We start from the raw sequence: 12188 nt of genomic DNA, 5'->3' as shown, positions 1-12188 counted from the left end.
GGGCATGAAAGCCGGCTGCCGGAGTAGATATGAAAGACTGGCTGGACGAGATTCACTGGAACAGCGACGGTCTGGTGCCTGCAATCGCTCAGGATTACAAGACCGGCCGGGTATTGATGATGGCCTGGATGAACCGCGAGGCCCTGAGCCTGACGGCATCCGAGAATCGTGCCATCTATTGGTCGCGTTCGCGTGGCAAACTCTGGCGCAAGGGTGAAGAATCGGGGCATGTGCAAAAGCTGCATGAACTGCGTCTGGACTGCGACGCCGACGTCATTATCCTGATGGTCGAGCAGATCGGTGGTATCGCATGCCATACCGGCCGTGAAAGCTGCTTTTATCGAGTGTATGAAAACTCAGGCTGGAAGACCGTCGACCCGGTTCTGAAAGATCCTGATGCCATTTACCACGCAGGCCACTGAACATGACTGATACGTTGTCCCGTCTGGCCCAGGTGCTGGAATCACGCAAGGACGCCGCTGCCGACAGCTCCTATGTCGCCAGTCTGTATCACAAGGGCCTGAACAAGATTCTGGAAAAACTCGGCGAAGAGTCGATCGAGACCATCATTGCTGCCAAGGACGCGGCGGTCAGCGGTGATTGCAGTGACGTGATCTATGAAACCGCCGACCTATGGTTTCACAGCATGGTGATGCTCGCCGCGCTGGGCCAGCACCCACAAGCCGTGCTCGATGAACTGGACCGCCGATTCGGCTTGTCCGGCCACGCGGAAAAAGCCGCTCGCACAGCAGAGTAACGCTCTCCCCTTTCAAGCTTGAAATCTTTTACGAGGACTGTTTCATGGGTATTTTTGACTGGAAACACTGGATCGTCATCCTGATTGTCGTGGTACTGGTTTTCGGGACCAAGAAACTCAAGGGCCTGGGCAGCGATGTGGGTGAGTCGATCAAGGGCTTTCGCAAGGCCATGAATGATGACGACAAGCCAGCCGAACAGCCTGCACCTCAACCCCAGCAGGCACAGCCGACGCCTCAGGGCTCGCCGCTGAATCAGCCGCATACCATCGACGCGCAGGCACACAAAGTCGACGAGCCGATCCGCAAAGACCAGGTTTAAGCCCATGTTCGGTATCAGCTTCTCTGAACTGCTGCTCGTCGGCCTGGTTGCCTTGCTGGTACTGGGTCCCGAGCGCCTGCCGGGTGCTGCACGCACCGCAGGCTTATGGATCGGCCGGTTGAAGCGCAGCTTCAATGCGATCAAACAGGAAGTTGAACGTGAAATCGGGGCTGACGAAATTCGTCGGCAGTTGCACAACGAGCACATTATTTCGCTGGAAGACGAAGCGCGCAAAATGTTCGCTCAGAATCAGCACCCCGAGACCACGTACGAGCCGGTAAGCCCGCCGCCGGCAGCGTCCCCTGCCGAAGCGCCGACCGCCACCGCCGCACACAACGAGGGCACGCCCCACGAGCTCGGCCCTGCGCAACCTGCGGCACCGAAAACCGCACTGTCGCTGGAGAAAACCGCGAAGCCAGACGACGCTGGCACACCGGCCCCGGCACCTTCCGCCCACGATTCGTCATTGCCACCGCGAGCCCCATGAGCGCTGATATCCCGGAAAACGATCAGCAAATGCCGCTGATCTCGCACCTCACCGAGCTGCGTACACGCCTGTTGCGCTGTGTAGCGGCAGTGTTCCTGATTTTTGCCGGTCTGTTCTACTTCACGCAGAAGATCTACACACTGGTCTCGGCACCGTTGCGCGTCTACCTGCCTGAAGGCGCGACGATGATTGCCACCGATGTGGCCTCGCCCTTCATCACGCCATTCAAGCTGACCATGATGGTCGCGCTGTTCCTGTCCATGCCGGTCATCCTGCACCAGATATGGGGCTTTATCGCACCGGGCCTGTACAAGCATGAGAAGCGCGTTGCGGTGCCGTTGCTGGTGTCGAGCATCATCCTGTTCTACGCAGGCATGGCTTTCGCCTACTTTCTGGTCTTTCCGCTGATTTTCCACTTTTTCGCCAGCGTGACACCGGAAGGCGTTTCGATGATGACGGACATCGCCAGCTATCTGGATTTTGTGATGACGCTGTTCTTCGCCTTTGGCGTGGCCTTCGAAATCCCGGTGGCCGTGGTGTTGCTGGTCTGGATCGGTATCGTCGACGTCAAATACCTGAAGAAGATCCGCCCTTACGTGATCATCGGCTGCTTCGTGGTCGGCATGATCCTGACTCCGCCGGACATCTTCTCGCAGACACTGCTGGCGGTACCGATGTGGCTGCTGTTCGAGCTGGGCGTATTGTGCAGTTCGATGATCAAGAAGCGTGGCGAGCATCCGGACGATCAGGCCGAGGACGCTGACAAGCAGGATCAGCCGCCCGCGACTACACCGTGAACCTGCTGCTGCTCGAGGAAGCCGATTTCATTGCGGCTGACCGTGTGATCCTGCGTGATCGCCGCCTGAAGCACATGCAGGAGGTGCACCGCGCAGAGGTCGGCGACAGTCTGCGCGTGGGCCGCATCAATGGCCTGCTGGGCAGTGCCGAACTGCTGCGTCTTGAACCTCATGAAGCAGAGCTGCGCGTTGCTCTGGATACCACGCCGCCGGCAAAACTGCCTCTGACCCTGTTGCTGGCGCTGCCACGCCCCAAGATGTTACGACGGGTATTCCAGACCATCGCGACGATGGGTGTGCCGAAAGTCATCTTGCTGAACAGCTACAGGGTCGAAAAAAGCTTCTGGCAAACACCGTTTCTGGAGCCCGAAGCAATCCGCGAGCAGTTGATTCTGGGTCTGGAGCAGGCGCGCGACTCTGTGCTGCCTGAAATCGTGATCGAAAAGCGCTTCAAGCCTTTCGTTGAAGACCGTTTGCCACAACTGGCTGCCGGTACTCTGGGCCTGGTCGGCCATCCCGGCGACTTCCCCTCCTGCCCACGCGCCATCTCGCAACACGTTACCCTGGCTATCGGCCCCGAAGGGGGCTGGATCCCTTACGAAATCGACCTGTTGCGTCAGTCAGGTTTGCAGCCGGTGCAACTGGGCGAGCGCATACTGCGCGTCGAAACTGCGGTAACAGCGCTTCTCGCTCGCCTGTTCTAGCCTCCTTAGTGTCAACTAAGCCGCTTCAGTTAGATGATACGCGGCCGATGTAAGTACATTCGTAAGAGAACAGACATCTAAGGAGCGGTCATGTCTAGTGGGTTATCTCAACGCCTCGCTAACGCGAGCGTAAGCTTGAAACTGGCCATCGGCTTTGGGCTGGTCCTGCTGATGACACTGATGATCTCGGCCACCGGCTGGTTCAGCAATCAGTCACTGATCAGCCGCGGGGACCGTGTCACAGCGATTGCAGAGGTGAACGAGCTGACCCTTCAGTTGCGCATCAACCGGATGCGCTATGAGACGCTGTATAACGCAGAGACGGCAGCGGAAGTCAGAAGTACGCTCGATCAGCTCGACGCTGCGCTTCAAACCGCCCGAAACCTGCTGCGCACCCCAGAGAATATTCAGTTGCTGGACGGCCAGATCCAGTCAACCCGCGAGTATCGCCAGTCGTTTGAAGAGATGACCAAGGCTATCGACACTCGCGAGGCAAGCCGCAGCCAGATGGGCGACAACGCCGACAAGGCGGTGGCTGAGGCCGACAAGATCGAAGCCGAGCTGCTCAAGGCCGATAATATCCTTGCCTTCAACGGCATCGTCGGGGTCAGCAAGCTGATTCAACAGGCGCGCTTTCAGGTCCGCGGTTACACCTACAGCGGCCGTCCCGACTTTGAAAAGAATGCCAATCAGGCGATTGACGATGCTATTACCGGGATAAACACTCTGGCGGGCGATATTTCTTCCGACTACATGCCATCTCTGCAACAGGCCATTGCCGGTCTCAAGGGCTATCGCGCCGCTGTAGGCCAATACCGTGATGCGCAGGCCGCCAGCAGGGTAGCACTGGAAAAGATGACCACGCTTGGTGTCAGCATGCTGGCCACCAGTAATGATCTGATCGCCAGACAGAACAAGAGCCGCGACGCAGACAGCGAAAAGTCGGTCACGATGATCGCGGCAGCTACCGCGCTGGCCTTGGTGCTGAGCATCCTGGCCGCGTGGGTCATCACCCGCCAGATCACCACACCGCTGCGGGAGACCCTTGAAGTCGTGGAGCGGGTTGCCTCCGGCGACCTCAGTCGTAACCTCAAGGTTGATCGCAAGGATGAGCTGGGCAAGCTGCAAAGCACGATCCAGCGCATGACTGTCAGCTTGCGCGAGCTGGTGGGCGGGATTCGCGACGGTGTGACCCAGATCGCCAGTGCAGCGGAAGAGCTGTCGGCAGTGACCGAACAGACCAGCGCCGGGGTCAACAGCCAGAAGGTCGAGACCGATCAGGTGGCCACGGCCATGCATGAGATGACCGCGACCGTGCAGGAAGTCGCACGCAACGCCGAGGAAGCCTCTGAAGCTGCGGTGGCCGCTGACCAGCAAGCCCGTGACGGTGAGCGAGTGGTCAACGAAGCCATCGCGCAGATCGAGCGCCTGGCGTCTGCGGTGGGCAATTCCAGCGAAGCGATGGGTGCTCTGAAACAGGAAAGCGACAAGATCGGCAGTGTGCTGGACGTCATCAAGTCGGTCGCGGAACAGACCAATCTGCTGGCCCTGAACGCCGCCATCGAGGCCGCCCGCGCCGGGGAAGCGGGTCGTGGCTTTGCCGTGGTCGCCGATGAAGTACGCAGTCTGGCGCAGCGCACACAAAAATCGACCGAAGAAATCGAAGCACTGATCGCCCGCCTGCAAAGCGGCACACAGCAGGCCGCAACGGTCATGGACAGCAGTCGCGAACTGAGCACCAGTAGCGTGGAGCTGACGCGCCGTGCCGGCGGCTCGCTGGAGAACATCACCAAAACCGTCTCGGCAATCCAGGCGATGAACCAGCAGATCGCAGCGGCGGCCGAAGAGCAGAGTGCCACGGCTGAAGAGATCAACCGCAGCATCATCAATGTGCGCGACGTGTCCGAACAGACGTCTGCCGCCAGTGAGGAAACCGCGGCCTCCAGTGTCGAGCTCGCAAGACTGGGCAACCATCTTCAGTTGCTGGTGAGTCGCTTCACTGTCTGACCACAGAGGCTCCAGCCCGCGCCAGCACTGAGCGCGGGCTTCTTTTACCCGGAAAACGTGACACCCGTCACCCCCTCTTCGTACTCGGAAATCTCCTACGACCGTCTCAGGTCACGCACTGAATCACCCTGCCGATGCGCTCACAACGCATGTTCCGACTCGCTCGTGACGTGCTTCTGTTCGCTCATTGCAGGAGATTCAAATGTTCCGACTGATCAATCAAGCGCTCGGCAACATGAACGTCAGATTCAAACTGTCCCTGGGTTTCGGCCTGGTACTGTTATTGACGCTGATCATCACGCTGACCGGCTGGCATGGCCTGTACACCATGATCGAACGATCCGAGTCACTTTCGGACATCGCTCAGCTCAACAGCCTGACCAAAGACCTGCGCGCCGAACGAATCACCGACCGCGTAGAAAAGACACCGGAAAGCACGGCACTGGTGACAGACAAGCTCAATGAAATGAAAGCCCAGCTCACGTCGCTGCACCGACAGAGCGTAGAGGCAGAAACCATTGTGCTGCTCAACGGACAGTTCGAGACGTTGAGCAGGATCGAGAAAACCTTCACGGAGATCCGGGCCAACCGACAGATCCGCAACCAGATTCGCGCGCGCCTGGAACAAGCGTCAGAACAGGCTCTCGAGGCGATCGCACAGGTTGAAACAGAGGTCCTCAAGAGCGTAAGTCAGGAACAGGACAGCAGTGAGCAACTGGAGGAATTCACCAATATTTCCCAGCTCAGGCAGCAGGTCCAGATCGCTCGTTATCAGGTACAGGCGTATACCTTCACCACTCGGGAAGCGGATGAAACTGCAGCCATCACGGCCATTGACGAAGCGCTCAAGGAAATCGGGCAGATCGCCCAGGACAAGGGCAACGAAAGCCTTCAGGGCCTGGTACCCGCAACCGCAGCGCTGCAGGGCTATCGGGAACGGCTGAACGAGTTCAAACAGATTCAGGCCAAAGCCGAGGCCGACCAGGAAATCATGGAAGGTCTCGGTGGGACGCTACTGGACTCCGTCGCCGCGCTGAACCGCCTGCAAAACGCCCAGCGCGACAGTGAAGCTGCGAACTCCAGCGCTACGCTGAGCAGCGTCGCGGGCCTGGCACTGCTGATCGGATTACTCGCGGCCTGGGTCATGACCCGACAGATCACTGTGCCGTTGCAGCAGACACTGACTGCAGCGGCACGCATCGCGCAGGGCGATCTCAGCCAGAACATGTCGGTAACGCGTCGTGATGAAATGGGTCAGTTGCAGAGCAGTATGCAGACCATGACCATCAGCCTGCGTGAACTGATCGGCGGCATCAGTGCCGGTGTATCGCAGATCGCCAGCGCGGCCGAGCACCTGTCGGCGGTCACCGAACAGACCTGTGCCGGGGTCAACACCCAGAAGGACGAGACCGATCAGGTGGCCACGGCCATGAATGAAATGGCAGCGACCGTTCAAGAGGTCGCGCGCAATGCGCAAGAGGCGTCTCAGGCAGCCGCCCAGGCGGATCAACAGGCCCGCAGCGGCGACGAAGTGGTCGGTCGGGCAATCAGTCAGATCGAACAATTGGCGCGCGAAGTGATGAACTCCACCCAGTCAATGAATGAGCTCAAGCTGGAAAGCAACAAGATCGTCGGCGTTCTCGACGTGATCAAGTCCGTTTCGCAGCAAACCAACCTGCTGGCCCTGAATGCGGCCATCGAGGCCGCTCGCGCAGGCGAGGCCGGGCGAGGTTTCGCGGTGGTTGCCGATGAAGTGCGTGGCCTGGCGCAACGCACACAAAAGTCTACAGAAGAGATAGAAGAGTTGATCGCCGCACTGCAAAACGGTACCCAGCAGGTCGCAACCACGCTGGATAACAGCCGCACCCTGACCGACAACACCGTTGAACTGAGCCGCCGTGCGGGCAGCGCGCTGGAGCAGATCACCCGCACAGTGGCGACCATCCAGCACATGAACGAGCAGATCGCTACCGCCAGCGAAGAACAGAGCGTGGTCGCGGAACAGATCAACCGCAACGTCATCAGCGTCCGCGATATTTCCGAACAGACCGCCGCAGCCAGCGAGCAAACCGCAGCCTCCAGCGTCGAACTCGCCAGGCTGGGAACGCACTTGCAGACACTGGTCGGGAAATTCAGGGTGGGTTGATAGATCTGCGACGCAAGGATTCCGACGCTGGGGCGCTTGGAGTTATACACCAGCCTGCTTTTGATTCTGCCCAACGGGCGCAGGAGCGGACCTGTCCGCGAAGGGGTCGCCAAGCCTTCCGAACATGCATCGCCTGAACGACCGTCTTCGCGAACAAGTTCGCTCCTACCCCTCGCCTGCGTGGCTCTTTGCCACAAAGCCCAATAAAAAAGCCCCTGACGCGGTAAGCGTCAGGGGCTTTTTCGTAGCCGGGCGATCTTAGACCGGGACCGGCTCCGAGGAGTTGCCAACAGGCTGCAAAGGCAGCAACGGCGCATGTGGATCAGCTTCGATGGAAGCCCTCCAGGCGGCGAGCCATTCTTCGTGACCTTCACTCCAGACGCGCTCATGCAGACGGCCAAGGGCAACCGGGTCGCTCAGCAGCATCAGGCGCTCCTGATTACCGAGTTTTGCCGGCCCCACCTTCAACGCCTGATCGACACGTTCCATACGTACCACTTCGATCGGCTGCGCCTGACGGTGGCGCGAAGTTGCCAGCGCGCAGGCCAGAGCATTCTGCCGAGGATCGACCACTGCACGTATGAAGCCTTGCTTCAGGGCGTGCCAGCGATTCTCATGGGTGTACTGATCGGTAGAAACCAGCTCTTGCGGCGGCTCGAACTCTTCAGGGATCAGGAAGAATTTCTCGTCACGCGCCTTGAGGCCCAGGTTGGTACGGCTGGAAATCACCGAAACCGGAATCGACAGCATCAAAGAGACCACAATGGGTGCGAGCCACCACAGGAAGCTCGGGTTCAACCAGAACACCAGCAAGGCCCAGCACGCGCCCAGCAATGTCTGCGGACCATGACGCTTCACCGCTTCGATCCAGGGTGTGGAATCGTCGTCGCGTTGCGGCGAGTTCCAGGTCGCAGCCCAGCCCAGGAAAGCGGCCAGTACGAAGCGTGTGTGGAACAGCATACGCACCGGTGCCAGCAGCACCGAGAAGAGCATTTCCAGCAGCATCGAAACGGTGACCTTGAACTTGCCACCGAAGCCTTTCGCGCCTTTGGCCCAGATCAGAATGACGCTGAGCAGTTTAGGCAGGAACAGCAGGACAATGGTGGTGGAGAACAACGCAACGGCCTTTTCCGGGTGCCATTGTGGCCACAACGGATACAACTGACGCGGTTCAAGGAAGTAGGTCGGCTCCATCAGCGTGTTCACCGCCAGCAAGGCCGTGGACAGCACGAGGAAGAAGAACCACAACGGTGCCGACAGATAGGACATCACGCCCGTCAGGAACACCGCACGGTGAACCGGGTGCATGCCCTTGACCAGAAACAGCCTGAAGTTCATCAGGTTGCCGTGGCACCAGCGACGGTCACGCTTGAGTTCGTCCAGCAGGTTAGGCGGCAGCTCTTCATAACTGCCCGGCAGGTCATAGGCAATCCATACACCCCAGCCGGCACGGCGCATCAGCGCAGCTTCGACGAAGTCGTGAGACAGGATTGCACCGGCGAAGGCACCTTTACCAGGCAGCGGCGCCAGGGCGCAATGCTCGATGAACGGCTTCATGCGGATGATCGCGTTGTGGCCCCAGTAGTGGGATTCACCCAACTGCCAGAAGTGCAGGCCGGCCGTGAACAGCGGGCCGTAAACGCGAGTGGCGAACTGCTGCATGCGTGCATACAGCGTGTCCATACCCGACGCACGTGGCGCGGTCTGGATGATACCGGCATCAGGAGTCGCTTCCATCAGACGCACCAGACTGGTCAGGCACTCACCGCTCATGACGCTGTCGGCATCCAGCACGACCATGTAACGGTATTCACCGCCCCAACGACGGCAGAAGTCGTCCAGGTTGCCGCTCTTGCGCTTTACGCGACGGCGACGACGGCGATAGAAGATCTTGCCGAAACCTTTGGTCTCGCGACACACATCCAGCCAGGCCTGTTGCTCGGCCACGGCAATGTCAGTCTCGTTGGTGTCGCTGAGGACGAAGAAATCGAAGCGGTCCAGATCACCTGTAGCGGCTACCGACTCGAACGTTGCCCGCAGACCGGCGAAAACCCGTGGCACGTCTTCATTGCAGATCGGCATGACCAACGCGGTGCGCGCGCCGGCTTCGATAGGCTCGTTACCTGCGCTGGCACCCGAGATGCGGTACTTGTCACGACCGGTGAGCAGTTCAAGAAAGCCCATCAGAGCGGTCCAGAAACCCGCCGATACCCAGCAGAACAGAATCCCGAACAGCAACAGAATGCTTGTCTGCAAGGCATAAGGCATGACCTGCAAAGCGGTCTGCACGAAGGTCTGACGGGTGATTTCGTCGAGCGAAACCAGCGACCAGCCCTGATACGGCAGGATGCCCTTCATGTACCAGCCAGCCACAATCGTCTGGCCCAGCATCAGGATCAGCAGAATGTAACGACGGATCGACCCCACGGTGCGCCAGCGTGCCTTCGGCAGATCACGCGGCAGATCGTCGTGATCCGGTTTGGGCGGATTGGTCTTGCCGGTCAGCCGACGCCAGCCACGGACCAGAATGTTGGTACGCCAGGGCTCTGGCACGACCTTCGTTCGGCGAATGGGCGGTGTAGCCTTCAGGCACAGCCGACCGCTGGCATCGACGCCGAGCATCTCGGCGTCTTCCAGCTGGTCTGCGGTCGTCAGCGTAAGACGGCGACCTACCGAAGCCTGAGCGGCCTCGGCAGGATCATTGACCGGCTGCGCAGAAAGACGCTCATGCAACTCGGCGAAGGTCTTGCAGCCGGCAAGTTCTGCCCGCTGCTCGTCGCTCATCGGTAAATGCGCCAGGTACTCGTTCAGAGACACTGGCACCGGTAGAGAATTACTCATCGCTTGGCAACTGATAGCTCCAGGTCTCGGTCATGACTTGCAACGTCTTGGCCGGTTCCGGATGGGTGGGTGCTGCCTCGGTTTCAGGCTGCTGAATCTCTTTACCGTCCTTGTCCTTGGCTGCGTCAGCCTTGGCGACGTCGGCTTTGGCTGCATCGGCTTTGGCTGAATCGGCTTTGGCAACTTCGCCTTTACCTTTCGCAGCGTCGGCCTTGCCTGCTTCAGGCTTGGCGGCTTCTGGCTTCGGTGCGTCGGCCTTGGCGATTTCTACCTGGTCGTTGGCAGACTCCTTGGCAACTGCCGGCTTGGCAGCTTCCTTGGCGGCGGCCTTCTTCTCGTCTGCTTTATCTGCAACGAGCAGCGCAGGCTCCTTGCCGGGTTCGGCAGGGATTTCACGCAGCAGGTAGGCGCGCATCTCGGTTGGCTTGCCGGCGTCCTTGACCTTCACACGCAGGGTCAGGCGGTAGCCTTTGGTGACCGGGTTGTAACGCAGGTTGTTTTCCACCAGCTCGACGTTGTCGTCAGTGGTTACCTGGCTACGAATAGTCTTGTCTTCCGGCAGTGCGGCCAGTACCGGGCCCACGAAGTCGACCAGGAAGGCAAGGCTGCCGTCCGGTTGACGGATCAGGTTGGACTGACGCACGTCACCGATGGAACGTTGAGTCTGCTTGACCCAGCCCAGATCCGGGGAGTGAATCGAGTTTTCCTGCATGGTCCAGTGCAGACGGTAATCGAATGCCATTTCCTTGCCCGGCTCCGCCAGAGTCTCGGGTTTCCAGAAGGCTACGATGTTGTCGTTGGTCTCGTCGGCAGTCGGAATTTCGACCAGTTCGACAGTACCCTTGCCCCAATCGCCCTTCGGCTCGATCCAGGCGCTTGGACGCTTGTCATAGCGGTCATCGAGGTCTTCGTACTGACTGAAATCGCGACCACGCTGCAACAGACCGAATCCACGCGGGTTCTCGACCGAGAAGCTGCTGATGGACAGGTGTTTAGGGTTATTCAGCGGACGCCACAGCCACTCGCCGTTGGCTGCCTGAATCGACAGACCGCTCGAATCGTGCAGCTCGCGACGGTAGTTGGGCACACGCGAAGGCTGGTTTGCGCCGAACAGGAACATGCTGGTCAGAGGAGCAACGCCCAGCTTGTTGACCTTGTCACGCAGGAACATGCGCGATTTCACGTCAACCAGGGTGTTGGTGCCGGGACGCAGGGTCAACTGATAGGCACCGGTGGCACGCGGCGAATCGAGCAGCGCGAAGATCACCAGATGGTTGTCATCCGGGCCCGGTTTTTCGATCCAGAATTCCTTGAAGCGCGGAAACTCTTCACCGGATGGCGATGCAGTGTCGATCGCCATGCCTCGTGCGGACAAGCCATAGACCTGGCCCTTGCCGATCACGCGGAAATAGCTCGCGCCCAGCATGGTCATGATTTCGTCCTGCTTGTCATCCTTGTTGATCGGATACAGGACACGGAAACCGGCATAACCCAGTTTCTCGGTGGATTTGGGGTCGATCTTCAGATCGCCGAAGTCAAAACGATTCGGGTCGTACTTGATTTCGTCGACGCTGGTCGCGGTCACTTCGTTGATCTTGACCGGCGTGTCGAAGTGCATGCCCTGATGGTAGAACGACACCTTGAACGGCGTCTTCTCGCCCGCCCATTCGGCCTTGTCATCACGGAAGCGGATCTTCTGATAATCGGCAAACTTCATTTCGCGCAGCTCGTTCGGCAGATTGCTCTTAGGAGCCTCGAACTTCTGCCCGGCCATTTCCTTGGCCTTTGCCGCTACATCATCAAGATTGAACGCCCACAGCTGACCTGCGCTGAACAGGCATACAAGGGCCGAGCTTGCCAGAAGTGCACTACGCAACCGCTTGACAGGTGTCTTTGGAGCATCACAGGGACTAACAATCACGAGCAACCCTCGCCGAAAAACAGATGAAAAAACCAACGGCCAGCTATCAATGCCGGGTTGGCGAGCATTGTTCCGACTCCGAATGGGCTTAATGATTCCCCAATCCGGTGTCAGAACCGCTTTTGTCATACCAAATGGACCAACAGTGTCGATCCCCGTAACGCGCGATTATCCAGCAGCGCGCGCTACAGCGCATCAGGTATGACAG

10 protein-coding genes and 2 pseudogenes are annotated in these 12188 nt (G+C 59.2%); 10 read left to right on the top strand and 2 right to left on the bottom strand.

Going from position 1 to position 12188, the window contains the following annotated elements:
* Nucleotides 1-29 precede the first annotated feature (29 nt).
* The 10 genes and pseudogenes from hisI to ALO80_RS32510 all read left to right on the top strand — a co-directional run bounded on the left by hisI (nt 30) and on the right by ALO80_RS32510 (nt 7218).
* Nucleotides 30-422 (top strand): phosphoribosyl-AMP cyclohydrolase, encoded by a 393-nt coding sequence (hisI, locus tag ALO80_RS10820; RefSeq protein ID WP_054988132.1) that lies wholly within the window; start codon nt 30-32, stop codon nt 420-422.
* Between the two features lie 2 nt (nt 423-424).
* Entirely contained in the window at nt 425-757 is a 333-nt protein-coding gene (locus tag ALO80_RS10815; RefSeq protein ID WP_054988133.1) for a phosphoribosyl-ATP diphosphatase, read from the top strand.
* A gap of 44 nt (nt 758-801) precedes the next feature.
* Nucleotides 802-1077, top strand: a complete 276-nt coding sequence (locus ALO80_RS10810; RefSeq protein ID WP_055004900.1) for a twin-arginine translocase TatA/TatE family subunit — start codon at nt 802-804, stop codon at nt 1075-1077.
* Nucleotides 1078-1081: 4 nt separating this feature from the next.
* Nucleotides 1082-1564, top strand: coding sequence for a Sec-independent protein translocase protein TatB (gene tatB, locus ALO80_RS10805; protein WP_055009005.1), 483 nt, complete (start codon nt 1082-1084; stop codon nt 1562-1564).
* Nucleotides 1561-2361, top strand: a complete 801-nt coding sequence (gene tatC, locus ALO80_RS10800) for a twin-arginine translocase subunit TatC (protein ID WP_005743129.1) — start codon at nt 1561-1563, stop codon at nt 2359-2361. Before tatB ends, tatC begins: the two co-directional genes overlap by 4 nt.
* Nucleotides 2358-3065: a 16S rRNA (uracil(1498)-N(3))-methyltransferase gene (locus tag ALO80_RS10795; RefSeq protein WP_055009004.1), complete on the top strand. Its 708-nt coding sequence runs from the start codon at nt 2358-2360 to the stop codon at nt 3063-3065. Before tatC ends, ALO80_RS10795 begins: the two co-directional genes overlap by 4 nt.
* 90 nt (nt 3066-3155) lie before the next feature.
* Nucleotides 3156-4217, top strand: a pseudogene (locus tag ALO80_RS32725) (methyl-accepting chemotaxis protein); the annotation flags it as partial.
* Entirely contained in the window at nt 4209-5072 is an 864-nt protein-coding gene (locus ALO80_RS32720) for a methyl-accepting chemotaxis protein (protein WP_445940057.1), read from the top strand. The pseudogene ALO80_RS32725 and the gene ALO80_RS32720, both read left to right, overlap by 9 nt.
* A gap of 202 nt (nt 5073-5274) precedes the next feature.
* Nucleotides 5275-6360, top strand: a pseudogene (locus tag ALO80_RS32515) (methyl-accepting chemotaxis protein); the annotation flags it as partial.
* The gene (locus ALO80_RS32510; protein ID WP_408003282.1) at nt 6343-7218 is read left to right on the top strand and encodes a methyl-accepting chemotaxis protein; all 876 of its coding nucleotides are present in this window, start codon (nt 6343-6345) and stop codon (nt 7216-7218) included. The pseudogene ALO80_RS32515 and the gene ALO80_RS32510, both read left to right, overlap by 18 nt.
* A 258-nt stretch (nt 7219-7476) precedes the next feature.
* On the opposite strand, the gene mdoH is transcribed toward ALO80_RS32510, so the two are convergent.
* Both mdoH and ALO80_RS10775 read right to left on the bottom strand, forming a co-directional pair.
* On the bottom strand, nt 7477-10059 hold the full coding sequence (mdoH, locus tag ALO80_RS10780) for a glucans biosynthesis glucosyltransferase MdoH (RefSeq protein WP_055009001.1): 2583 nt from the start codon (nt 10057-10059) through the stop codon (nt 7477-7479).
* Nucleotides 10052-11980 carry a glucan biosynthesis protein G gene (locus tag ALO80_RS10775; protein WP_055009000.1) on the bottom strand — a complete coding sequence of 643 codons (1929 nt, stop codon included), beginning with the start codon at nt 11978-11980 and terminating at the stop codon, nt 10052-10054. The genes mdoH and ALO80_RS10775 overlap by 8 nt, the downstream gene beginning before the upstream one ends.
* Between the last annotated feature and the right edge of the window lie 208 nt (nt 11981-12188).

Source organism: Pseudomonas caricapapayae (assembly GCF_001400735.1).
Classification (GTDB): domain Bacteria; phylum Pseudomonadota; class Gammaproteobacteria; order Pseudomonadales; family Pseudomonadaceae; genus Aquipseudomonas; species Aquipseudomonas caricapapayae.
The sequence above is the reverse complement of the archived record's forward strand: the minus strand, read 5'-3'. Positions and strand labels throughout refer to the sequence as shown.

Coding starts and splice junctions, on each gene's coding strand:
- ALO80_RS10810 (WP_055004900.1), top strand. CDS start 802: ATGGGTATTTTTGACTGGAAACACTGGATCGTCATCCTGATTGTCGTG.
- ALO80_RS32510 (WP_408003282.1), top strand. CDS start 6,343: ATGCAGACCATGACCATCAGCCTGCGTGAACTGATCGGCGGCATCAGT.
- mdoH (WP_055009001.1), bottom strand. CDS start 10,059: ATGAGTAATTCTCTACCGGTGCCAGTGTCTCTGAACGAGTACCTGGCG.
- tatC (WP_005743129.1), top strand. CDS start 1,561: ATGAGCGCTGATATCCCGGAAAACGATCAGCAAATGCCGCTGATCTCG.
- ALO80_RS10815 (WP_054988133.1), top strand. CDS start 425: ATGACTGATACGTTGTCCCGTCTGGCCCAGGTGCTGGAATCACGCAAG.
- hisI (WP_054988132.1), top strand. CDS start 30: ATGAAAGACTGGCTGGACGAGATTCACTGGAACAGCGACGGTCTGGTG.
- ALO80_RS32720 (WP_445940057.1), top strand. CDS start 4,209: ATGACTGTCAGCTTGCGCGAGCTGGTGGGCGGGATTCGCGACGGTGTG.
- tatB (WP_055009005.1), top strand. CDS start 1,082: ATGTTCGGTATCAGCTTCTCTGAACTGCTGCTCGTCGGCCTGGTTGCC.